Source organism: Klebsiella huaxiensis (assembly GCF_003261575.2).
Taxonomy (GTDB): Bacteria; Pseudomonadota; Gammaproteobacteria; order Enterobacterales; family Enterobacteriaceae; genus Klebsiella; species Klebsiella huaxiensis.
Genome location: NZ_CP036175.1, coordinates 901,017 through 924,286, shown reverse-complemented (window position 1 = coordinate 924,286; position 23,270 = coordinate 901,017). Strand labels below are relative to the sequence as shown.

Sequence of the window (23,270 nt, the reverse complement as noted above, 5' to 3'; positions counted from 1 at the left end):
ATTAAGATTCTTTTCAGAATGAGATGACCGATTTATAAAAATAAATCGGTCATCAAGCGGAATACTCTTAATTACTCATCTTCGAGATAAGTATATCCATATAATCCCGCTTCGAACTCTTCAAGAAACTGCTGCTGCAGCGCTTCGTCGAGGCCTGAGTTTTTCACCTGATCGCGGAACTGAGTCAGCAACGTGCTCGGGTCTAGCTGCACGTATTGCAGCATGTCCGCCACAGTATCCCCTTCATCGGACAGCTCAACTTCCACGCTACCGTCAGGGAACACAAACACGTCGACGGCTTCCGTATCACCGAACAGGTTGTGCATATTGCCGAGAATTTCCTGATAGGCACCGACCATAAAGAAACCCAGCATTGGCGGATTTTCCGGATCGTACTCCGGCATCGGCATAGTGGTTGCGATGCCATCGCCATCCACGTAGTGATCAATCGCCCCATCGGAGTCACAGGTGATATCCAACAGTACCGCGCGACGTTCCGGCACCATATTCAGCCCTTCCAGCGGCATCACCGGGAACAGCTGATCGATACCCCAGGCATCCGGCATCGACTGGAACAGTGAGAAGTTGACGTAGATTTTATCCGCCATCCGCTCCTGCAGCTCGTCAATAATCGGACGATGCGCACGGTTGCTCGGGTCGAGCTGCTTCTGCACTTCATGACACATATTCAGATACAGCTGCTCGGCCCAGGCGCGCTCCTGAAGATTAAAGGTGCCGGAGGAGTAGCCAATGTGGATATCATGCAGGTCCATCTGGCTATCATGCAGCCATTCGCGCAGCGAGCGGCGGTTGCCGGTCTCGTGCATTTCCAGCCAGGTTTCCCACATACTTTGCAGTGGACGCGCTGCGTCTTGTGCAGGCGGAGTCGCTTCGGTGTATTCGTTACGCTCAACGCCGATAATGTTAGAGACCAGCACGGTATGATGCGCAGTCACCGCACGACCCGACTCGGTAATCACCGTCGGATGCGGCAGGCCGTTCTCTTCACAAGCATCGCCAATCGCCCAGATAATGTTGTTAGCGTACTCGTTCAGGCCGTAGTTCACCGAACAATCGGACTGCGAACGGGTACCTTCATAGTCCACGCCCAGACCGCCGCCAACGTCGAAGCACTGAATGTTGACACCCAGCTTATGCAGCTCAACGTAGAAGCGCGATGACTCACGCACGCCGGTGGCAATATCACGAATATTGGCCATCTGCGAACCGAGATGGAAGTGCAACAGTTGAAGGCTGTCCAGGTGCCCTGCCGTACGCAGGATCTCAACCAGTTGCAGAACCTGCGTTGCCGCAAGGCCAAATTTCGATTTTTCGCCGCCGGATGACTGCCATTTTCCGGAACCCTGCGATGCCAGACGCGCACGCACGCCAAGGCGCGGCACCACGTTCAGGCGCTCGGCTTCTTCCAGCACGATAGCGATTTCCGACATTTTCTCGATGACCAGATAGACCTTGTGACCCATCTTTTCACCCACCAGCGCCAGGCGGATATATTCACGGTCTTTATAACCGTTACAAACAATCACGCTACGGGTCATGCCCGCGTGCGCCAGGACCGCCATCAGTTCCGCTTTTGAGCCCGCTTCCAGACCCAGTGGTTCACCGGAGTGGATCAGCGACTCAATAACCCGGCGATGCTGGTTAACCTTGATCGGATAAACCAGAAAGTAGTCACCGTTATAGCCATAGGATTCACGCGCGCGTTTAAATGCAGCGTTAATCGAACGCAGGCGGTGCTGCAGAATCTGCGGAAAGCAGAACAGCGCTGGCAGGCGCTGGCCCTGCGCTTCACGCGCTTTCACCAGCTCGGCGAGGTCAACGCGCGCTTCCGGGACGTCAGGATCCGGGCAGACGCTAATATGGCCCAGTTCGTTAACGTCGTAGTAGTTATTACCCCACCAGGCAATATTATAAGTACGTAGCATCTTGCTGGCTTCCTGGGAGCTCATCGCAACCTCCTGCATGGAACGTAGTACACCGTGTTCGCCTGCTGACGAAGGCGAAAACAAAGACATGTCGTCAGACATAGCGAACCTCAAATTTAGTAACAAGTGTAAAACAGTTGACTACTATCGCAATCCGAAGAAGCGATAACAACCCATGAACAGTCCTAAATCCCAGCAGATAGTGCTGGTCTCGCGACTGCGCGACCGGTTTCTTATTCATATCATCGTAAAACACGTACCCGAACGGAGTATGACAGTTCGGAGAAACCACGAGAAAACCCTTGCGATAGCAAGAGCGCCCTTGTTCAGTTTTCCAATCGCCAGCCGGCCCTGGAATCCTGAGAAGCGCCGAGATGGGTAGAGCATCGGCTGGTTTGCATGAGAGAGATGCAGCTTGCGGGATAGTGACGCGCGACGGAACGACGCGACGAATCAGGCAAAAAACGTGGGTTCATTATTAAGGATCACCTCCACACTGCCCCGACATGGGCCAGCGACAAGCCAAAGCTAGACATTCCGAACAGCCAGCGCAAACGCTGCTACGGGACTCTGTAAACACAGACTGCTTAACCCGGCTGGAAGTGGCGTCACGAGAAGAGTGCTCGTGCGCTTTTTAATGAGCCGCGCGCGGCGTTTTATACCGAGAAGCGGGGTAAAAAGCAAAATAAAAATATGCGCGTTACCGGGGTTTGTCAGGAAAAATTGCCACCACGGTTTTCCCATAAATGCGACGAATATCAAAAAAGGCTGGAAATGGGGTCAACAACTGCCCTAAAATAGCCATCCAGAAGTTAATCCATCTATACTGATTAACACTCAGACTGCTCGTGTCACTACCTGCAAGCTTTGGTAGGGTCATCCGTCAAAGCCTCTCTACACAACAGTATGAGCTACCCGAATCGTCCACAGGTGAAATAAAACATGGCAAAACACCTCTTTACGTCCGAGTCCGTATCAGAAGGGCATCCAGACAAAATTGCTGACCAAATCTCCGACGCCGTACTGGACGCGATCCTCGAGCAGGATCCGAAAGCACGCGTAGCATGTGAAACCTACGTCAAGACCGGCATGGTTCTGGTTGGCGGTGAAATCACCACCAGCGCATGGGTTGATATCGAAGAGATCACCCGTAACACGGTCCGTGAAATTGGCTACGTGCATTCCGATATGGGCTTTGATGCCAACTCCTGCGCGGTACTGAGCGCTATCGGCAAACAGTCTCCGGACATCAACCAGGGTGTTGACCGTGCCGATCCGCTGGAACAAGGCGCGGGCGACCAGGGCCTGATGTTTGGCTACGCCACCAACGAAACCGATGTACTGATGCCAGCGCCGATCACCTATGCTCACCGTCTGGTGCAGCGTCAGGCTGAAGTTCGCAAAAATGGCACTCTGCCGTGGCTGCGCCCGGATGCGAAAAGCCAGGTCACTTTCCAGTACGACGACGGTAAAGTTGTCGGTATTGATGCGGTTGTTCTGTCTACCCAGCACGCCGAAAGCATCGATCAGAAATCGCTGCAGGAAGCGGTGATGGAAGAGATTATCAAACCGGTTCTGCCGACCGAGTGGCTGACCAGCGCAACCAAATTCTTCATCAACCCAACAGGCCGTTTTGTCATCGGCGGCCCGATGGGCGACTGCGGCCTGACCGGGCGTAAAATCATCGTTGATACCTACGGCGGCATGGCTCGTCACGGCGGCGGCGCATTCTCCGGTAAAGATCCATCAAAAGTGGACCGTTCTGCAGCCTACGCTGCACGCTATGTTGCGAAAAACATCGTGGCGGCTGGTCTGGCTGACCGTTGCGAAATTCAGGTTTCCTACGCTATCGGCGTTGCGGAACCGACTTCCATCATGGTTGAAACCTTCGGCACTGAGAAAATCGCTTCTGAACAACTGACTCTGCTGGTTCGCGAGTTCTTCGATCTGCGTCCGTACGGCCTGATTCAGATGCTGGATCTGCTGCACCCGATCTACAAAGAAACCGCAGCATACGGCCACTTTGGCCGTGAACATTTCCCTTGGGAAAAAACCGACAAAGCAGCCCAGCTGCGCGAAGCGGCCGGTCTGAAATAAGTCCCGCTCTCCTCGCTTTTAAGGCCAGCCGCGTGCTGGCCTTTTTATTTTTTCACTTCCTCACAGCGCCATTCCTCTCTCTGTAGCAAAAGCCAAATGAAAGCGATTACATCATTTACGGAGCGAACTTTTCATCCTGAAATGCTCTCAATGCAATAATGCATCACTGTGTTACACAATATTTCAGGAAACTCTGATTAGCATTTTTAATTTCTTCGCCTAAACTTATATAAGTTACTGATTCTAATAAAATTAAATGCATTACGTTTCTTTACGCTAGTGTAACCGATTACACTGACGTGACTGCTATCACATTTTTTTACTACGGACTTCCCTACCCTAACCATCGACAGAATCAATAACTCAACTGGAGGGCGTTATGCCTGACAACAAAAAACAAGGGCGCTCGAACAAGACAATGACGTTCTTTGTCTGCTTCCTCGCCGCACTGGCTGGCCTGCTGTTCGGCCTTGATATCGGTGTGATTGCGGGTGCCTTACCCTTTATTGCCAACGAGTTTCAGATAAGCGCTCATACCCAGGAATGGGTGGTGAGCTCAATGATGTTCGGCGCCGCCGTTGGCGCAGTCGGTAGCGGCTGGCTCTCTTTCAAACTCGGACGCAAAAAAAGCCTGATGATTGGCGCTATCCTGTTCGTTGCCGGTTCGCTGTTCTCGGCGGCCGCTCCGAACGTTGAAGTGCTTCTGATCTCCCGCGTGCTGCTCGGGCTGGCGGTTGGCGTCGCGTCCTACACCGCTCCGCTGTATCTGTCTGAAATCGCGCCGGAAAAAATTCGCGGCAGTATGATTTCGATGTATCAGCTGATGATCACCATTGGTATTCTCGGCGCTTATCTTTCAGATACCGCTTTCAGCTACAGCGGTGCATGGCGCTGGATGCTGGGCGTCATCATTATCCCGGCGATTCTACTGCTGATTGGCGTCATCTTCCTGCCGGATAGCCCGCGCTGGTTTGCCGCTAAGCGCCGCTTTGTCGATGCCGAACGCGTGCTGCTGCGCCTGCGGGACACCAGCGCTGAAGCAAAACGCGAACTGGATGAGATCCGCGAAAGCCTGAAGGTAAAACAATCCGGCTGGTCGCTGTTTAAAGAAAACAGCAATTTCCGTCGCGCGGTGTTCCTCGGCGTTCTGCTGCAGGTGATGCAGCAGTTCACCGGTATGAACGTCATCATGTATTACGCGCCGAAAATCTTTGAACTGGCAGGCTATGCCAATACCACCGAACAGATGTGGGGTACGGTGATCGTCGGTCTGACCAACGTTCTGGCAACCTTTATTGCCATTGGTCTGGTTGACCGCTGGGGTCGTAAACCCACGCTGATCCTTGGCTTTATCGTGATGGCCGTCGGTATGGGCGTACTGGGCAGCATGATGCATATTGGCATCCATTCAGCCACCGCACAGTACTTTGCCGTGCTGATGCTACTGATGTTTATCGTCGGCTTTGCGATGAGCGCCGGTCCGCTGATTTGGGTGCTGTGTTCAGAAATCCAGCCGCTGAAAGGGCGTGATTTCGGTATCACCTGCTCAACGGCAACCAACTGGATTGCCAATATGATCGTTGGTGCAACCTTCCTGACCATGCTGAACTCGCTGGGCAGCGCCAACACCTTCTGGGTCTATGGCGGTCTGAACGTGTTGTTCATCTTCCTGACGCTGTGGTTGATTCCGGAAACGAAAAACGTCTCTCTGGAACATATCGAACGTAACCTGATGAAAGGCCGTAAACTGCGCGAAATCGGCGCTCGCGACTAACCCGACAGGCTTCCTCCCGCCCGGGAGGAAGCTTCTTCTTGCTCTCGACTTCTTGCCGCACTATCCTCTGGCGCTATGAAAACACCCCGAATTCCCATTGCCCTTCAACAGGCCGTCATGCGCAGCTTGCGCGAGAATCTGGCCAAAGCTAATGCCAAACTGGGACAACATTACCCTGAACCGGTACTGGTCTATCAGCAGCGCGGAACGTCCGCCGGTACCGCGTGGCTGGAAAAAAACGAAATTCGCCTTAACCCGGTGTTGTTGATGGAAAACCAACAGGCATTTATCGACGAGGTCGTCCCGCACGAGCTGGCACATCTGCTGGTGTGGAAGCACTTTGGCCGCGTCGCACCGCACGGCAGAGAGTGGAAATGGATGATGGAGAACGTACTGGGCGTCCCGGCCCTGCGCACCCATCGTTTTGAACTCGACTCGGTACGCAAAAACACCTTCACCTACCGTTGCCAGTGTCAGCAGCATCAGTTAACCGTCCGCCGCCACAATCGCGTGGTTCGCGGGGAGGCCACCTATCGCTGCGTTCGCTGTGGTGACGTACTGGTGGCAGAAAAGTAATCCCCGGAAATAATTGGAAGTTTTCTGATCTGACTGATTGCGTCAGACAATCACATTCGTTACGTTGCGGGCTCGTTTTGACATGGAGTTCACGATGTCCCGCATTCATATTTTTACTGTCGCGTTTCTCAGCGCGACGGCGTGTGGCCCGCTTACGGCCGAAGGAATCAACAGTTTTTCTCAGGCCAAGGCTGCTGGAGTCAAAGTTAACGCCGACGTCCCCGGCGATTTTTACTGCGGCTGTAAAATCAACTGGCAGGGGAAAAAGGGCGTTATCGACCTGGAATCTTGTGGCTATAAAGTGCGTAAAAATGAAAGTCGCGCCAGCCGGGTTGAGTGGGAGCACGTCGTTCCGGCCTGGCAGTTCGGCCACCAGCGTCAATGCTGGCAGGACGGTGGACGGAAAAACTGCGCCAAAGACCCGGAGTATCGCAAGATGGAAAGCGACATGCATAACCTGCAACCCGCGGTTGGCGAGGTCAATGGCGATCGCGCCAATTTTATGTACAGCCAGTGGAACGGGGGCGAAGGCCAGTATGGTCAGTGCGCCATGAAGGTTGATTTCAAAGACAAAGTCGCCGAGCCGCCGGTTCGCGCCCGCGGTTCTATCGCGCGCACCTACTTCTATATGCGCGACCGCTATCAGCTAAACCTTTCCCGCCAGCAAACCCAGCTGTTTACCGCCTGGGATAAGCAGTATCCGGTGACGACCTGGGAGTGTCAGCGCGACGAGCGCATTGCGAAAGTCCAGGGTAACCATAATCCTTACGTCCTGCAGGCTTGCCAGGCGCAAAAGAGCTAACCTACACTAGCGGCAATTGTTAATTTGCAGCTTCACTCTTCCCCCCTGATGGGGGAAGACAACATCTGCGCGAAGAACGGAATATCAAGCATGCGCATTCCTCGCATCCATCACCCGGAACGTATTACGACGGGTAATCAGATTGCCCTCTCCGACGACGCGGCTAACCATGTCGGTCGCGTTTTACGTATGGGTAAAGGTCAGGCAATTGAGCTTTTTGACGGCAGTAATCAGGTTTTCGAAGCGGTCATTGTCGAAGCCGGTAAGAAAAATGTTCTGGTTGAAGTACAGAGCAGCAAAATCGATAACCGCGAATCCCCGCTGCATATCCATTTAGGTCAGGTAATGTCCCGTGGCGAAAAAATGGAATTCACCATCCAGAAATCGATCGAACTTGGTGTAAGCCTCATAACGCCACTGTTTTCCGAGCGCTGTGGCGTTAAACTGGATGCCGAACGTTTGCAGAAGAAGATCCAGCAGTGGCAAAAAATCGCCATTGCCGCCTGCGAGCAGAGCGGTCGCAACGTGGTGCCGGAGATCCGCCCGGCAATGCAGCTTGAAGCCTGGTGTGCGGAACAGGACGAGGGCCTGAAGCTCAATCTGCATCCCCGGGCCAGCGCCAGCATTAACACGCTGCCGTTGCCGGTCGAGCGTGTTCGCCTGCTGATTGGCCCGGAAGGCGGCCTGTCGGCGGAAGAAATAGCGATGACCGCTCGCTACCAGTTTACTGATATCCTGTTGGGACCGCGCGTTCTGCGTACAGAGACAACTGCGCTCACTGCCATCACCGCCCTGCAAGTGCGTTTTGGCGACTTAGGTTGAGGCGTTAACGGAGAAGAATAATGATTAAGCTCGGCATCGTGATGGACCCCATCGCAACCATCAACATCAAGAAAGACACCAGCTTCGCCATGTTGCTGGAAGCGCAGCGTCGCGGCTATGAACTCCATTATATGGAGATGAACGATCTGTACTTAATAAACGGTGAAGCCCGCGCCCGTACGCGCACGCTGAGCGTCGAGCAAAACTACGATAAATGGTATGAATTCAACAGCGAGCAGGATCTGCCGCTTGCGGATCTCGACGTAATTCTGATGCGTAAGGATCCGCCGTTCGATACTGAGTTTATCTACGCGACCTATATTCTTGAGCGTGCCGAAGAAAAAGGAACGCTTATCGTCAACAAGCCGCAAAGCCTGCGCGACTGTAACGAAAAGCTATTTACCGCCTGGTTCTCCGAATTAACCCCGGAAACGCTGGTCACCCGTAATAAAACTCAGTTGAAAGCCTTCTGGGAAAAACATGGCGATATCATCCTCAAGCCGCTGGACGGCATGGGTGGCGCATCGATTTTCCGCGTTAAAGAAGGTGACCCTAACCTTGGCGTGATCACCGAGACATTAACCGAACTCGGCAGCCGTTACTGCATGGCGCAGAACTATCTGCCAGCCATTAAAGATGGCGATAAGCGCGTACTGGTGGTTGATGGCGAACCCGTACCTTACTGCCTGGCCCGTATACCGCAGGGTGGCGAAACTCGTGGTAACCTTGCAGCAGGTGGTCGCGGTGAAGCGCGCCCGCTGACTGAAAGCGACTGGGCTATCGCCCGCCGCGTCGGCCCAACGCTAAAAGCTAAAGGGTTAGTCTTTGTGGGTCTGGATATCATTGGCGATCGCCTGACGGAAATTAACGTCACCAGCCCGACCTGCGTACGTGAAATCGAAGCCGCATTCCCGATTTCCATTACCGGTATGCTGATGGACGCCATCGAGAAGCGCATCAATAAATAAGCGTGGCTTCAGGCTACGGGCCCGCGCCTGTAGCCCGAAAGATCACTCAAGTTGATTCAATGCCCCTGTAACCTGAAAGATAAAGTTGAATCGACAGCCTTGCATGTTACCCGCATACTGGGTGCTGCTTTTTTGAACCAGGAACAGAACCTCTGACAATGAATTTACAGCATCACTTTCTAATTGCCATGCCTGCTCTCCAGGACCCGATTTTCCGTCGCTCCGTAGTCTATATCTGCGAGTATAACGATGACGGTGCCATGGGCATTATTATCAATAAACCGATGGAAAATCTGCTGGTTGAAGGGATCCTGGAGAAGTTAAAAATCGCGCCCGATCCGCGTAACCCTGATATCCGCCTGGATAAACCGGTTATGCTCGGCGGGCCTCTGGCTGAAGACCGGGGCTTTATCCTGCATTCACCACCATCCGATTTCTCATCCAGCATCCGTATCTCTGATAATACGGTGATAACCACCTCCCGCGACGTACTGGAAACACTGGGTACGGACAAGCAGCCTGGTAACGTGCTGGTCGCGCTGGGATATGCTTCCTGGGAGAAAGGCCAACTGGAGCAAGAGATATTGGATAACGCCTGGTTAACCGCTCCGGCCGATCAGAATATTTTGTTTAAAACACCGATAGCTGACCGCTGGCGCGATGCAGCGAAGCTGATTGGTATCGATATCGTGACAATGCCAGCCGAAGCGGGACATGCATAATGAGCGGAACCTTATTGGGTTTTGATTTTGGCACCAAAAGTATTGGCGTCGCAGTCGGGCAGCGCATCACCGGGACTGCCCGCCCTCTTCCCGCACTTAAAGCACAGGACGGCAAGCCGGACTGGAACATTATCGAAAAATTACTGAAAGAGTGGCAACCTGAGGCCGTTATTGTCGGTCTGCCGCTTAATATGGACGGTACTGAACAGCCTCTTACCGCACGTGCACGCAACTTCGCCAATAAAATACATGGCCGCTTTGGGGTGCAAATAACGTTGCATGACGAACGTCTGAGCACCGTTGAAGCCCGAGCCGGATTATTTGAACACGGCGGATTTCGCGCGCTAAATAAAGGCAGCATCGATTCGGCTTCAGCGGTCATTATTCTGGAAAGCTATTTCGAACAAGGTTTCTAAGCCTGACAAATGGCGCCATAGCCTGTAACTGGCGCCACTTCCCTGACTCAACCCGTTAGTGACGCAGATGTTCGTTCGCCCAGCTTACCGCCTGGGTACGATTCTTCACGCTCAGCTTACGAAACACGTTATACAGGTGAGTGCGGACCGTATTTTCGCTTATAAATAGTGCGCGAGCTATATCCATATTGGTCGCACCACAGCGCAGTTCATTAAGAATCTCACATTCGCGTTCAGTCAACGGCGAGCTTTCCGTAGGTGCCGATGCATGATCCGCGGCATACATCGCCGGGTGCATCACGCTCAATTCAGCCGTCTGTTCACCGTTCAACACGGCTTTAACGCCCTCAATTAAGCGCGATTCATCATCGTCATGGCGAAAGACACCATAAAGCGCAGGCCACTGTGCCATTTCGTAGAGTTCATACTTTTGTGCGCTATTGATAATCAGCAGACGAGGATTGTCTGCTTGTAAGCGAATAATGTCACGCCATACGCTGTTCAACTTTTTATTTGAAACAGCAATATCAAATAATATTACAGAATCTTTCAAAAGACGTTGTGCAAGGGGCTTATTAATATTTTGCAAAATGACAGAAACAGATAACGTATCAGCCAGATACGTTGCAAATGCTTTGCTTTGAATCGATGGGTGAGTAATAAAAGTAACCTGGTGAGAACGAATGAAATCCTCAGAAAAATTAATCACTTAAAACTCTCCTTAGTTGATGCCCGCCTTCATAGCGGTTAAATGAATTAAAAAGAATACGATCACGAGTGTATTTATAAATCCAAACCACATTTACACATTGAAACAATATTCTATGGGAATTTTCCTATCCCTGCAAACAGCATAAATCGAATGCCTTAAGAGAGTCAAAATATTATCAAACTTTTTTCCTGGTTATGGGAAGTTTATGTCAATTATTTTTTCATAGCGTACATTATTCGGCTTAATTTTACGTACTTATCTGTAATATAAAATTATGATACCGAACATTAATAAAACATTGTCATAACAAGCCATTGGTAAGATGTCTGAATATAAAAAATACAGCTATAAACGACCCGCCGCCGTACGTTGCTGAAAGCTTTGCGTAAATGTTTGCATACCCGATTGCTGCCCGGTTTGCATCACGCCGGGCAGCTGATGCGTTTTTCCCTCTCGGATCAAATTCGCCACAGCCGGGGTATTAACCAAAAGCTCGTATAGCGCAACTCTTCCACCAGCAGTATCCGGAAACAATTTTTGTGCCAGTACAGCGCATAAACTCCCTGCCAGCTGACTGCGGACCTGCTCTTTCTCCTGCGCCGGAAAAACATCCACCAGCCTCTCGACCGCCTGCGCCGCGCCACGCGTATGCAACGTCGCCATCACCAGATGTCCGGTCTCTGCCGCGGTTAATGCAAGGCGGATCGTTTCACTATCACGCAGTTCCCCTAACAAAATGACGTCAGGGTCCTGACGCAGCGCGACGCGCAATGCCGATGCAAAGGAGGGACAGTGGCGGCCAACTTCCCGCTGTTGAATCAGGCAACGCTCACTGTGATGGATAAACTCAACCGGGTCTTCCAGCGTCAGAATATGACCATCGAGACGCTGGTTAAGATAACCAACCATCGCCGCCAGGGTGGTTGATTTACCGCTCCCGGTCGCCCCAGTGACCAGAATAAGCCCACTCTCTTCATTGAGCATTTCCGGTAAGGCGGCAGGAGCCCCTAGTTCCTCCAGTAAAGGACAAGTTTCTGCCAGCAGGCGTAATGCCAGCGACAGACCACGAGTATGGGCAAACGCGCTGGCACGAAGGCGCGGCCCGCCAGCCGGCGCAAGGGCAAAATCCACCTGCCCACAGGTCTGCCACTGCATTAACTGCTCTTCGCTGAGCCAGTCATTGAGTATTTTACCGATATCCGGCGAGGTAAAAGGCGCAGGTTCCAGCTTTCCCTGACGACGCCAGCGTGGCGCTGACGCATTGCACAGGTGTAGATCGGAGACATTATGCTTTACACTAAGGGCCACTATTTCTTCCAGTTCCATAACTCATCCTCGGTATATGAACGATATAGCGCATAACCTGGCACAGGTCCGGGACAAAATCTCAGCCGCTGCCGCACGCTGCGGCCGTGCTCCAGAAGAAGTCACGTTGCTTGCAGTGAGTAAAACGAAACCTGCGAGCGCTATCGAAGAAGCGGTGGCTGCGGGCCAGGTGGCTTTTGGCGAAAACTACGTTCAGGAAGGGGTTGAAAAAATTCGCCACTTTCAGGAAGTGGGCGCAACCGGTCTACAGTGGCACTTTATTGGTCCGCTGCAGTCCAACAAAAGCCGTCTGGTGGCCGAGCATTTTGACTGGTGCCATACCGTCGATCGGCTCAAAATCGCCGCTCGCCTTAGCGAGCAACGACCAGCCCATTTGCCACCGCTCAACGTACTGATTCAAATCAATATCAGCGATGAGCACAGCAAATCAGGTATTCTGGTTGAAGCCCTGGACGCGCTGGCGGCAGACATCGCCGAGCTGCCTAACCTACAGCTACGCGGCTTGATGGCGATTCCCGCGCCAGAGTCAGAATATGTAAGGCAGTTTGCCGTCGCCCAACAAATGGCGGTAGCATTTGCGCGATTAAAAACACGCTATCCTACGGTCGATACGTTGTCGCTGGGAATGTCGGATGATATGGAAGCCGCCATCGCGGCGGGAAGCACTATGGTGCGCATCGGAACCGCAATTTTCGGCGCGCGCGACTACAGCAAAAAATAAGGAATCTGAGGAACGCCATGAAGACGTTGACTTTCCTGCTCTCAACGGTCATTGAGCTCTACACAATGGTCGTGTTATTACGCGTCTGGATGCAGTGTGCGCGCTGCGACTTTTATAACCCGTTTTCGCAATTCATCGTGAAAGCGACGCAGCCTGTCGTTGGGCCGCTACGTCGCATTATCCCGGCAATGGGGCCGCTCGATAGCGCCTCTCTGCTGGTCGCCTTTATTCTTTGCGTTGTGAAAGCCATCGTGCTGTTTATGGTCGTCACTTTCCAGCCAATTATCTGGATCTCCGCGCTCCTGATCCTCATCAAAACCATGGGCTCATTGATTTTCTGGGTTCTGCTGTTGATGGCAATTATGAGCTGGGTTAGCCAGGGCCGTAGCCCGGTGGAATACGTCCTGATGCAGCTGGCTGACCCGCTACTGCGTCCGATTCGCAGAATGCTGCCATCAATGGGCGGAATTGATTTCTCGCCGATGGTGCTGGTGCTGTTGCTGTACGTTATCAATATGGGCATTGCCGAGCTCTTACAGGCAACAGGCAACGTTCTGCTTCCGGGGCTATGGATGGCGCTATGAGTGCCGTCGAAGCCTGCACTGACGGGTTAGTCTTGCGGCTGTATATTCAGCCCAAGGCCAGCCGCGACAGCATCGTTGGTTTACATGGCGACGAACTTAAAGTCGCCATTACCGCCCCGCCCGTTGATGGTCAGGCCAACGCCCATCTGGTTAAGTTCCTCGCCAAACAGTTCCGCGTAGCGAAAAGCCAGGTCCTTATTGAGAAAGGTGAACTGGGCCGCCACAAGCAGGTAAAAATCATTCATCCGCAGCAGATCCCGACCGGGGTCGCTGCGCTGACAGAATAAACAGGACTCATTATGCAAAAAGTTGTTCTCGCCACCGGCAACCCCGGTAAAGTGCGCGAGCTGGCCTCGCTGCTGGCTGATTTCGGCCTCGATATCGTCGCTCAAACCGAACTGGGTGTGGATTCAGCCGAGGAAACCGGCCTGACGTTTATTGAAAACGCCATTCTAAAAGCGCGTCATGCCGCGCAGATCACTGGGTTACCGGCCATTGCCGATGACTCCGGCCTGGCAGTCGATGCGTTAGGCGGCGCACCGGGTATCTATTCCGCCCGCTATTCCGGCGAAGGCGCTACCGACCAGCGCAATCTGGAAAAGCTGCTTGAAACCCTGAAGGACGTTCCGGACGATAAACGTCAGGCGCAATTTCACTGCGTACTGGTTTATCTGCGCCATGCAGAAGATCCGACACCGTTGGTCTGCCACGGTAGCTGGCCGGGCATAATCGCCCGCGAAGCCGTAGGCAACGGTGGCTTTGGTTACGACCCGATTTTCTTTGTTCCGACGGAAGGTAAAACCGCTGCGGAACTGAGCCGCGAAGAAAAAAGCGCAATTTCCCATCGTGGACGTGCGCTGAAACTATTACTGGAAGCATTACGTAATGGCTAATTTGCCACCCCTGAGCCTCTATATTCACATTCCATGGTGCGTGCAAAAATGCCCGTACTGCGATTTTAACTCGCATGCGCTGAAGGGGGAGGTACCGCACGACGACTACGTTCAACATCTACTGAACGATTTGCGGGCCGACGCCCCCTATGCACAGGGACGTGAGATTGGGACTATTTTCATCGGTGGCGGTACGCCGAGTCTGCTTTCAGGCCCGGCGATGCAAACTCTGCTCGATGGCGTGCGCGAGTGTCTGCCGCTGGCGGCAGATGCAGAGATTACCATGGAAGCCAACCCTGGCACCGTGGAAGCGGATCGTTTCGTCGAGTATCAGCGTGCGGGTATCAACCGTATCTCTATCGGCGTGCAGAGCTTTAGCGAACAGAAGCTCCAGCGCCTTGGACGCATTCATGGCCCACAAGAGGCGAAGCGCGCGGCAAACCTGGCAAGCGGACTGGGGCTGCGCAGTTTTAATCTCGATTTAATGCACGGCCTGCCGGATCAATCTCTGGAAGAGGCGCTGGACGATCTATGTCAGGCGATTGCGCTCAACCCGCCTCATCTCTCCTGGTATCAGTTGACCATCGAACCTAACACCCTGTTCGGTTCACGTCCTCCTGTGCTACCGGATGATGACGCGCTGTGGGATATTTACGAGCAGGGGCACCGTTTGCTCAGCGCTGCGGGCTATCAGCAATATGAAACCTCCGCCTACGCTAAACCGGGCTATCAGTGCCAACATAACCTGAACTACTGGCGCTTTGGCGACTATTTGGGGATTGGCTGCGGCGCGCACGGCAAAGTGACCTTCCCGGACGGGCGTATTCTGCGAACGGCAAAAACTCGTCACCCGCGCGGCTATATGGAAGGCCGCTACCTCGAACGCCAGCATGATGTGGAAACCGCCGATAAACCATTCGAGTTCTTTATGAACCGTTTCCGCCTGCTGGAAGCGGCACCACGTGATGAATTCAGCCGCTACACAGGCCTTGAGGAACGCACGATCCGCCCGCAAATCGAGGCGGCGATTGCCCAGGGTTATCTGACGGAAGATGAGCATAACTGGCAAATTACCGAGCACGGTAAGCTGTTTTTAAATTCCCTTCTCGAGTTATTCCTTAGCGAATAAACATCTCAATTCATATCCCGTTATTAAAGAATAACGGGATGATTCATAATTCGTTTTTTTCGAAATATTCACAAGAGTCTTTCCGAGCAACTCACTAGACACATTCAAAATAAAAATAAATCCATCTTAATTTATTAAAAATAAACATAACCCAGCGCACAAAATCCCTCATTTCATTATGTCATTGAGAAAAAATGTGAGTCAGACAGCTTAAAGGTGTCGGACAACCAGGATAATATGTCATACAGAAACACGGGATTACTCTTTAGATATTGACCAATTAACCCAAGTGCATGGAGCCGACTCATGAAAAAATTCTCTTTTTCTCGTTCTCTGGTGTGTGTATCACTGCTTGCCCTGCTCTCTTCAGGTGCTGGCGCAGCTGAAAAAGTTACGTTAAAACTGGCACATAACCTCGAACGTAGCCACGTTGTTCACCAGGCATTTGAGGAGATGTCGAAAGAGGTTAACCAACTTTCCAGCGGTAATATGAAGATTCGTATTTACCCCAGCAGCCAGATGGGCAGCGCGCGTGAAACCATGGAGTTATTACAAAACGGCGCTCTCGATATGACTAAAGGCTCCGCCAGCGATTTGGAGTCATTCGATAACGTCTACGCGATATATAATTTGCCGTTCTTATTTAACGATCAGAATCATTTCAATAAAGTCGTCTTTGGTGAAGTGGGCAAAGAAATAATGGAATCTACTAAAGATAAAGGATTCTTTGCGCTTTCTGCTTATGTTGCCGGTACCCGCAGCTTTTATGCCAAGAAACCCATCACTAAGCCGGAAGATTTAAAAGGGCTAAAGATCCGCGTCCAGGCCAGCCCGACCACGCTTAAAATGATTGAATTAATGGGTGGTTCGCCAACGCCGATCTCCTTTGGTGAAGTTTATACCGCCATGCAGCAGGGCGTGGTAGATGGCGCAGAGAATAACGTTCCTTCCTGGGTACAGACCCGTCATATCGAAATCGCTAAGGTCTTCTCTGAAGATGAACATGCTTCAATCCCGGACTTCCTCGTTATCTCCAGCAAAACCTGGAACAAGCTCACGCCAGAACAGCAGCAAATCCTGATCAAGGCCGCTAAAGCGTCCGAAGTTTATCAGCAGAAGCTGTGGGAGAAGATCGACGCCGACACCCGCGCACAGGCCAAAGCTATGGGTGGCGAAATCATCAAAGTCGATAAAGCACCGTTCCGCGCCGCCGTACAGCCGCTGTTTGATGACTTCAAAAAAGATCCTAAACAGGCCGCTCTGCTGGCCAAATTCGAAGCCGCTGCTGAATAAATCTCTAGCGGGCCAGCTTCTGGCCCGTTTTTACCAGGAAATTAATGATGATACTTAACCGCATAAAACTGGCGGTGGACCGCGTGATCGCCGCATTCTCCGTCGCCGTGATGGTGGCGCTGGTTGTCTGCGTCGTCTGGCAGGTGTTCAGCCGCTACGTGTTAAACCAGCCAAGTACTCTGACCGACGAACTGGCGCGCTTTTTGATGATCTGGGTTGGCCTGTTGGGTGCGGCTTACACGGTCGGCGCTCAACGTCATCTGGCTATCGATTTACTCGCAATGACGCTGAAGCCAAACAAACAGGCGCTTCTCAGCGTCATCATTAACCTGCTGATCTTTATTTTTGCTGGCTCAGTCATTGTTACCGGCGGCGTGAAGCTGATTGAAAAAACGCTGTCGACCGCTCAGGTCTCCGCAGCGATGCAGATCCCAATGGGCTATGTGTACCTCATCCTACCGCTTACCGGCGTCATTATGATGTTTTACGCACTGTGCTTTATCAGCAACGGTTTGAAAAACATCAAGCACTCTAAAGCAGGAGCAAACTAATGGAAGGCTATATTGCACTGACGCTATTCGGCTCTTTCTTTATTCTGGTTTTTATTGGCGTACCGATCTCTTTTTCCATTGGTATCGCTACCGTGGGTTCGATGCTGCTGATGTTCCCCTGGGATATCGCAGTGATTACCGTTTCTCAGCGCCTGGCGAACGGTCTGGATAACTTCGCCCTGTTGGCTATTCCTTTCTTTATTTTTGCCGGTACGCTGATGAACAGCGGCGGGATTGCTATACGCTTAATAAACCTGGCGCAGGTCATGGTCGGCCGGGTACCGGGCTCGATGGGCCACGTTAACGTGCTGGCGAACATGATGTTCGGCTCCATTTCTGGTTCCGCAGTCGCCGCAGCCGCGGCGGTAGGCGGAACCTTACACCCTATCCAGACGCAGAAAGGCTACGATCCGGCGTTCTCCACGGCGGTTAACGTCTCCTCCTGTATCACGGGCCTGCTAATTCCGCCATCAAACGTGCTGATTGTCTTTTCTTTAACCGCAGGCGGCGTCTCGGTAGCCTCGCTGTTTATGGCCGGCTACCTGCCGGGTATCCTGATGGGCCTGTCAATCATGATAGTCTGCGCCTTTATTGCTAAACGACGCGGCTACCCGGTTTCTGAACGTCCAACCTGCGCCCAGGCGGCAAAAGCCTTTTTCGACGCGCTGCCCAGCCTGCTGCTGGTCATCATCGTCATGGGTGGGATCCTCGGCGGCATCTTCACCGCTACCGAAGCCTCTGCGATTGCCGTGGTCTATACCTTCATTCTGTCGGTGCTGATTTATCGGGAAGTGAAATGGCGCGATCTGCCAAAGCTGATCCTTGAGTCGGTGGTGATGACCTCTATCGTGCTGCTGCTGATTGGCTTCTCTGTTGGCATGTCGTGGGCAATGACCAACGCCGATATTCCTTACATGATTAGCGATGCGCTGATGGGGATTTCCGAGAACCCGGTAGTGATTCTGCTGCTGATTAATATCGTGCTGCTGATCGTCGGGATCTTTATGGATATGACCCCTGCGGTGCTGATCTTCACTCCTATCTTTCTGCCGATCGCCCAAGACCTAGGCATGGATCCGGTGCATTTCGGCATCATGATGGTTGCCAACCTATGCATCGGTCTGCTGACGCCGCCGGTGGGCAGCGCGCTGTTCGTCGGTTGTTCGATTTCCGGCGTTAAGATTCAGCAGCTAATCAAACCGCTGCTACCGTTCTACGCCGCTCTGCTCATTGCACTGATGATGATTGTCTATATTCCGCAGATCTCGCTGTTTATTCCGCAGATGCTGGGGCTGATGTGATCGATTAACGATCGCGCTACCTGCGGGAGCAGGTAGCGCGATAAGACTTATTTTAACGAGCCCACCAGCGCTTTGCGGCTATCCTCAAGGGAAACCACGCGGCTACAGACATCTTTACCAAACGTCTGGAAGTCTGCTTCCTGATTTTTCCATTCATTCTGGATGGCCGTTTGCAGGCCACCGAGGCTGCCGAGGATCCCTTCCAGCGGGTTACCGCCGCCTTTGAGGACCGCTTTCGCCCCCATCTCATTGATGCTGTCCTGCAGGATCCCGCCCATCGCCTGATTAACCAGTTGCTGACCGTCGGCCCGCACCTGATCGATGGCTTTATAGTGGAAAGTCAGCCCATCGTTGCGATGCTCGATAATGCGGGCCATCTGCGTTTTCAGTTGTGCATCAAGCTTAGTCAGGCGGCTATGCATGCTGCTGCTGGCACCCACCTGTTCGGTAATAATTTTATCCAGCGCGGCGCGGCCTTTTTCTACCCGCGTACGTGCGCCTTCATCGATCCAGGGCAGGCTGCTGCGCAGGCCAGCCTGGTAGTCCTGGGCCTGTTCACGCTGGGCGGCGCTCAGGGAATACGCTTTTCCGTTGTAAGTCAGGTTGCCGTCCGGCTTAATCACCAGATCGCCGTTTTCGCCCTTCACCTGCACCTGCTGCGGGCTGAGGATGACATCGTCACGCGGCGTGACGCTACACTGGTAATCTGCATGTGCAGACAAAGCAGTGACGGAAAGCGCCACTGCTAACAGCGTTTTGCGCATCATTTAACTCCCTTAAGACAAAACGGGCCGGCAGTTGCCGACCCTTGTCAAACTTAGTCCCACCAGATATCAAAAAGTTCGCTGGTGCGCACATCGGTAAGCCCACGCTCTTCCAGCCATTTACGCACGATGGCCTGGTGCTCTTCGGTGCATTTGCCGATTTCCTGCAAGCAGATCAGGCCTTCCCAGGAGAGATAACCACTGCCGTCAAACGCCAGCTTATTCGGCTCAATCACTTCATTAATCAGATCGTTGACGGTCTGGTCAATCTGCTCTTCGCTGGTTCCTTCCGCAAAACGCCACGCGACGGAAAAACCGACTTCCTGAAATTCGTCGATATGCATTTTTTTACGCAGACGACGACTACGATTCGTTGCCATTATTTCACCCTCTCGAACATTAAGTCCCATACGCCGTGGCCAAGACGATGACCACGCTGTTCAAATTTGGTTACCGGGCGCGATTCCGGGCGCGGTACATAGTCGTTGCTCTCAGAGCGGTTGCGATACCCTTCAAGGGAAGACATCACTTCCAGCATATGCTCCGCATATTGCTCCCAGTCGGTCGCCATATGGAAGACGCCACCCAGCTTCAGCTTGCTTTTCACCAGCTCGGCAAAAGGCGGCTGAACGATACGGCGCTTATTATGCCGTGCTTTATGCCATGGGTCAGGGAAAAATAGCTGCACCATATTAAGGGAGTTATCCGGGATCATGGTGTGCAGCACTTCAACCGCATCGTGACACATGACGCGCAGATTTTGCACACCCTCTTCTTCAGCAGAAGCCAGGCAAGCGCCGACGCCGGGAGAGTGCACTTCAATGCCGAGGAAATTCTGCTCCGGTTTCTCTTTTGCCATCGCCACCAGCGAAGCACCCATGCCAAAACCAATCTCCAGCGTGACCGGCGCTTCACGGCCAAACAGCACGGTGAAATCGAGCGGCGCATCGTTGAACTCAACGCCCATCACCGGCCAAATATTATCCAGCGCGTGCTGCTGCCCTTTAGTCAGGCGGCCCTGACGACGGACGAAGCTACGAATACGGCGCAGCGGGCGACCGTTTTCATCGAATTCCGGAGATATGACGTCGTTTTTCATAAAAGTTAAGTCTGCTTGTGAGAGTGTTCGGAAAACGGGCATTATCCAAAGTTACCCGGCGGATGCAAGGGTTTACAGCCTCTCGCCCTTGTGCTGCAATCTGCCACCTTATAATAACTATCCCGGAGCCGTCGCTTTGACTTTTCTCGCCGCGCAATTTTCAGCCCAGGTACTGGACTGGTACGACAAATACGGACGCAAAACCCTGCCCTGGCAAATCGCTAAGACGCCCTACAAAGTATGGCTCTCCGAGGTGATGTTGCAACAAACGCAAGTGGCGACGGTCATCCCCTATTTTGAACGTTTTATGGCGCGCTTCCCAACGATTACCGATCTGGCGAACGCCCCCCTTGATGAAGTTCTGCATCTATGGACCGGGCTGGGCTACTACGCCCGCGCGCGCAATTTACATAAAGCGGCACAGCAGGTCGCCACCCTGCACGGCGGGAAATTCCCGCAAACGTTCGATGAAGTCGCCGCTCTGCCGGGCGTGGGTCGCTCCACCGCGGGCGCGATTTTATCTCTGTCTCTCGGTCAGCATTATCCGATTCTCGACGGCAACGTGAAACGCGTGCTCGCGCGCTGCTATGCTGTCAGCGGTTGGCCGGGGAAAAAAGAGGTTGAGAAACGCCTGTGGGATATTAGCGGAGACGTTACGCCAGCCAAAGGGGTGGAACGGTTTAACCAGGCGATGATGGACCTCGGCGCGATGGTGTGTACCCGCTCCAGGCCAAAATGCGAGCTTTGTCCGCTGAATAACGGCTGCGTGGCCTACGCAAATCATTCATGGGCGCAATATCCGGGTAAAAAACCAAAACAGACGATCCCCGAACGTACCGGCTACTTCCTGCTGATGCAGCACGGCGACGAGGTGTTTCTTTCCCAGCGTCCGCCGGTGGGTCTGTGGGGAGGATTATTCTGCTTCCCGCAGTTTGAGGATGAAACTGCGCTACGTGAGTGGCTGGCGCAGCGCCAGATTAAGGCAGATAATCTGACGCAATTAACCGCGTTCCGCCACACTTTCAGCCATTTCCATCTGGATATTGTGCCGATGTGGCTTACAGTGCACTCATCCGGCGCATGCATGGATGAAGGGGGCGCACTCTGGTATAACTTAGCGCAGCCGCCGTCCGTTGGCCTGGCGGCCCCCGTGGAGCGCTTGTTGCAACAGCTGAAGGCCGGAGCACCGGTTTAACTTTCAGGCGATTAAAGAGGATTAAGAATGAGCAGAACGATTTTTTGTACTTTCCTGCAGCGTGAAGCAGATGGCCAGGATTTCCAGCTGTATCCTGGCGAGCTGGGCAAACGTATCTATAACGAAATTTCCAAAGAAGCCTGGGCCCAGTGGCAGCATAAACAGACGATGCTGATCAACGAGAAAAAACTCAGCATGATGAACCCAGAGCACCGCAAACTGCTGGAGCAGGAGATGGTCCAGTTCCTGTTTGAAGGTAAAGACGTCCATATCGAAGGCTATACGCCGCCAGAAAAACAGTAAGGGCCTGACCGGCCCTTTACCACAACAAACACAACACGCACTCCCGGAATGATGAAAAAATACTTAGCGCTAGCGCTGATTGCGCCTTTGCTCGTTTCGTGTTCCAGCTCTACCAAAAAAGGCGCCGAGTATAACGAGGCGTGGGTGAAGGACACTAACGGCTTTGACATTCTGATGGGCCAGTTCGCCCATAATATCGAGAACATTTGGGGTTATAACGAAGTCCTGCTCGCCGGGCCGAAAGACTACGTTAAATATACCGATCAGTATCAGACCCGCAGCCACATCAACTTTGATGAAGGTACGATTACTGTCGAGACTATTGCCGGGACCGACCCTGCCGGGCGCTTGCGCCAGGCTATTATTAAAACCCTGCTGATGGGCGACGACCCTAACTCCATCGACCTCTATTCCGACGTCGATGACATCCAGATTTCGAAAGAGCCGTTCCTGTACGGCCAGGTCGTCGATAACACCGGTGAATCTATTCGCTGGGAGTGGCGCGCCGCGCGCTTCGCCGACTACTTGCTGCAAACGCGTATGAAAAGCCGCAGCAACGGCCCGCGGATGATCTACAGCATCACCATTAACCTTGTGCCGAACCACCTCGACAAGCGTGCGCATAAATACATTGGCATGGTGCGCCAGGCATCACGCAAGTATGGCGTTGATGAGTCGCTGATTCTGGCGATTATGCAAACCGAGTCCTCCTTCAACCCCTACGCGGTCAGCCACGCCGACGCCCTGGGGCTGATGCAGGTGGTGCAGCACAGCGCCGGGAAAGACGTATTCCGTTCGCAGGGGAAATCTGGCCTGCCAAGCCGTAGCTATCTGTTCGAACCGGCGAATAATATCGATACCGGCACCGCCTACCTGGCGATGCTGAACAACGTCTATCTGTCGGGCATCCAGAACCCAACATCACGTCGCTATGCGGTGATTACCGCCTATAACGGCGGTGCAGGCAGCGTACTGCGGGTATTCTCCAGCGATAAAATTCAGGCCGCAAATATCATCAACAACATGACGCCGGGCGATGTCTATCAGACCATCACCAGCCGTCATCCATCCGCTGAGTCGCGCCGTTATCTGTACAAAGTTAACACCGCGCAAAAAGGCTACCGCCGCAAGTAATCCTCACCAACGCCCTTGTTTCTTCAAGGGCGTTCTGCTTCTGCTATACCCAATATTGCTGCACAACTCTTTTGCGATTTTCTGCGGCAGTTAACAAAAGCATCCATCGCACAAATGATAGAATCCAACCAAAATAACGCCA

The 23,270-nt window shown here is 52.8% G+C and carries 27 protein-coding genes; 19 read left to right on the top strand and 8 right to left on the bottom strand.

Features of this window, described 5'->3' with window-relative positions:
- Nucleotides 1–71 precede the first annotated feature (71 nt).
- The 3 genes from speA to DA718_RS31195 form a co-directional block, all read right to left on the bottom strand.
- Entirely contained in the window at nt 72–2,048 is a 1,977-nt protein-coding gene (gene speA, locus DA718_RS04490; protein WP_112217190.1) for a biosynthetic arginine decarboxylase, read from the bottom strand.
- On the bottom strand, nt 2,041–2,187 hold the full coding sequence (gene yqgB / locus DA718_RS04485) for an acid stress response protein YqgB (protein WP_130624344.1): 147 nt from the start codon (nt 2,185–2,187) through the stop codon (nt 2,041–2,043). The genes speA and yqgB overlap by 8 nt, the downstream gene beginning before the upstream one ends.
- Before the next feature lie 85 nt (nt 2,188–2,272).
- A complete protein-coding gene (locus DA718_RS31195) occupies nt 2,273–2,347 on the bottom strand; it encodes a hypothetical protein (protein WP_479684510.1) in 75 nt (24 codons plus the stop codon).
- A 541-nt stretch (nt 2,348–2,888) separates the two neighbouring features.
- Here DA718_RS31195 and metK point away from each other — a divergent pair.
- The 8 genes from metK (at nt 2,889) to ruvX (ending at nt 10,123) form a co-directional block, all read left to right on the top strand.
- Entirely contained in the window at nt 2,889–4,043 is a 1,155-nt protein-coding gene (gene metK / locus DA718_RS04475; RefSeq protein WP_112217189.1) for a methionine adenosyltransferase, read from the top strand.
- 379 nt (nt 4,044–4,422) lie between these two features.
- On the top strand, nt 4,423–5,817 hold the full coding sequence (locus tag DA718_RS04470) for a sugar porter family MFS transporter (RefSeq protein ID WP_112217188.1): 1,395 nt from the start codon (nt 4,423–4,425) through the stop codon (nt 5,815–5,817).
- Between the two features lie 75 nt (nt 5,818–5,892).
- Nucleotides 5,893–6,393 carry a SprT family zinc-dependent metalloprotease gene (locus tag DA718_RS04465; protein WP_112217187.1) on the top strand — a complete coding sequence of 167 codons (501 nt, stop codon included), beginning with the start codon at nt 5,893–5,895 and terminating at the stop codon, nt 6,391–6,393.
- A 94-nt stretch (nt 6,394–6,487) separates the two neighbouring features.
- Entirely contained in the window at nt 6,488–7,195 is a 708-nt protein-coding gene (gene endA, locus DA718_RS04460; protein WP_112217186.1) for a deoxyribonuclease I, read from the top strand.
- 90 nt (nt 7,196–7,285) lie between these two features.
- Nucleotides 7,286–8,017 carry a 16S rRNA (uracil(1498)-N(3))-methyltransferase gene (gene rsmE, locus DA718_RS04455; protein ID WP_112217185.1) on the top strand — a complete coding sequence of 244 codons (732 nt, stop codon included), beginning with the start codon at nt 7,286–7,288 and terminating at the stop codon, nt 8,015–8,017.
- Nucleotides 8,018–8,037: 20 nt separating this feature from the next.
- Nucleotides 8,038–8,985: a glutathione synthase gene (gene gshB, locus DA718_RS04450; RefSeq protein ID WP_112217184.1), complete on the top strand. Its 948-nt coding sequence runs from the start codon at nt 8,038–8,040 to the stop codon at nt 8,983–8,985.
- A 158-nt stretch (nt 8,986–9,143) separates the two neighbouring features.
- Nucleotides 9,144–9,707, top strand: a complete 564-nt coding sequence (locus DA718_RS04445; protein ID WP_112217183.1) for a YqgE/AlgH family protein — start codon at nt 9,144–9,146, stop codon at nt 9,705–9,707.
- Nucleotides 9,707–10,123: a Holliday junction resolvase RuvX gene (gene ruvX / locus DA718_RS04440; protein ID WP_112217182.1), complete on the top strand. Its 417-nt coding sequence runs from the start codon at nt 9,707–9,709 to the stop codon at nt 10,121–10,123. The genes DA718_RS04445 and ruvX overlap by 1 nt, the downstream gene beginning before the upstream one ends.
- Nucleotides 10,124–10,178: 55 nt before the next feature.
- On the opposite strand, the gene DA718_RS04435 is transcribed toward ruvX, so the two are convergent.
- Complete coding sequence (locus DA718_RS04435; RefSeq protein WP_112217181.1) at nt 10,179–10,832, bottom strand: LuxR C-terminal-related transcriptional regulator; 654 nt, start codon at nt 10,830–10,832, stop codon at nt 10,179–10,181.
- Nucleotides 10,833–11,180: 348 nt separating this feature from the next.
- On the bottom strand, nt 11,181–12,161 hold the full coding sequence (locus DA718_RS04430) for a type IV pilus twitching motility protein PilT (RefSeq protein WP_112217180.1): 981 nt from the start codon (nt 12,159–12,161) through the stop codon (nt 11,181–11,183).
- Nucleotides 12,162–12,177: 16 nt separating this feature from the next.
- Between DA718_RS04430 and DA718_RS04425 the strand changes: the two genes are divergently transcribed.
- The 8 genes from DA718_RS04425 to DA718_RS04390 all read left to right on the top strand — a co-directional run bounded on the left by DA718_RS04425 (nt 12,178) and on the right by DA718_RS04390 (nt 18,633).
- Entirely contained in the window at nt 12,178–12,882 is a 705-nt protein-coding gene (locus tag DA718_RS04425; protein WP_112217179.1) for a YggS family pyridoxal phosphate-dependent enzyme, read from the top strand.
- Between the two features lie 17 nt (nt 12,883–12,899).
- Nucleotides 12,900–13,466, top strand: a complete 567-nt coding sequence (locus DA718_RS04420; RefSeq protein ID WP_112217178.1) for a YggT family protein — start codon at nt 12,900–12,902, stop codon at nt 13,464–13,466.
- Entirely contained in the window at nt 13,463–13,753 is a 291-nt protein-coding gene (gene yggU, locus DA718_RS04415; protein ID WP_112217177.1) for a DUF167 family protein YggU, read from the top strand. The genes DA718_RS04420 and yggU overlap by 4 nt, the downstream gene beginning before the upstream one ends.
- Before the next feature lie 12 nt (nt 13,754–13,765).
- The gene (locus DA718_RS04410; RefSeq protein WP_112217176.1) at nt 13,766–14,359 is read left to right on the top strand and encodes an XTP/dITP diphosphatase; all 594 of its coding nucleotides are present in this window, start codon (nt 13,766–13,768) and stop codon (nt 14,357–14,359) included.
- Nucleotides 14,352–15,488, top strand: a complete 1,137-nt coding sequence (hemW, locus tag DA718_RS04405) for a radical SAM family heme chaperone HemW (RefSeq protein WP_112217175.1) — start codon at nt 14,352–14,354, stop codon at nt 15,486–15,488. The genes DA718_RS04410 and hemW overlap by 8 nt, the downstream gene beginning before the upstream one ends.
- 306 nt (nt 15,489–15,794) lie before the next feature.
- Nucleotides 15,795–16,781 (top strand): TRAP transporter substrate-binding protein, encoded by a 987-nt coding sequence (locus DA718_RS04400; protein WP_112217174.1) that lies wholly within the window; start codon nt 15,795–15,797, stop codon nt 16,779–16,781.
- Between the two features lie 47 nt (nt 16,782–16,828).
- A complete protein-coding gene (locus DA718_RS04395; protein ID WP_112217173.1) occupies nt 16,829–17,332 on the top strand; it encodes a TRAP transporter small permease in 504 nt (167 codons plus the stop codon).
- Nucleotides 17,332–18,633 carry a TRAP transporter large permease gene (locus DA718_RS04390; RefSeq protein WP_112217172.1) on the top strand — a complete coding sequence of 434 codons (1,302 nt, stop codon included), beginning with the start codon at nt 17,332–17,334 and terminating at the stop codon, nt 18,631–18,633. Before DA718_RS04395 ends, DA718_RS04390 begins: the two co-directional genes overlap by 1 nt.
- A 47-nt stretch (nt 18,634–18,680) precedes the next feature.
- Here the strand turns inward: DA718_RS04390 and DA718_RS04385 are convergent, their stop codons facing one another.
- The 3 genes from DA718_RS04385 to trmB are packed head-to-tail and all read right to left on the bottom strand — an operon-like array spanning nt 18,681 to nt 20,496.
- Nucleotides 18,681–19,400 (bottom strand): YggN family protein, encoded by a 720-nt coding sequence (locus tag DA718_RS04385; protein WP_112217171.1) that lies wholly within the window; start codon nt 19,398–19,400, stop codon nt 18,681–18,683.
- Between the two features lie 50 nt (nt 19,401–19,450).
- Nucleotides 19,451–19,777: a YggL family protein gene (locus DA718_RS04380; protein ID WP_110273073.1), complete on the bottom strand. Its 327-nt coding sequence runs from the start codon at nt 19,775–19,777 to the stop codon at nt 19,451–19,453.
- Nucleotides 19,777–20,496 carry a tRNA (guanosine(46)-N7)-methyltransferase TrmB gene (gene trmB, locus DA718_RS04375; protein WP_112217170.1) on the bottom strand — a complete coding sequence of 240 codons (720 nt, stop codon included), beginning with the start codon at nt 20,494–20,496 and terminating at the stop codon, nt 19,777–19,779. Before trmB ends, DA718_RS04380 begins: the two co-directional genes overlap by 1 nt.
- A gap of 136 nt (nt 20,497–20,632) precedes the next feature.
- Here trmB and mutY point away from each other — a divergent pair, with 136 nt between their 5' ends.
- From mutY to mltC, 3 genes are read left to right on the top strand one after another with little or no spacing between them, the layout of a single operon-like run.
- The gene (gene mutY / locus DA718_RS04370) at nt 20,633–21,691 is read left to right on the top strand and encodes an A/G-specific adenine glycosylase (RefSeq protein ID WP_112217169.1); all 1,059 of its coding nucleotides are present in this window, start codon (nt 20,633–20,635) and stop codon (nt 21,689–21,691) included.
- 27 nt (nt 21,692–21,718) lie between these two features.
- A complete protein-coding gene (locus DA718_RS04365) occupies nt 21,719–21,994 on the top strand; it encodes an oxidative damage protection protein (RefSeq protein ID WP_004105744.1) in 276 nt (91 codons plus the stop codon).
- Nucleotides 21,995–22,042: 48 nt separating this feature from the next.
- On the top strand, nt 22,043–23,128 hold the full coding sequence (gene mltC / locus DA718_RS04360) for a membrane-bound lytic murein transglycosylase MltC (protein WP_167492723.1): 1,086 nt from the start codon (nt 22,043–22,045) through the stop codon (nt 23,126–23,128).
- The last annotated feature ends 142 nt before the right edge of the window (nt 23,129–23,270 follow it).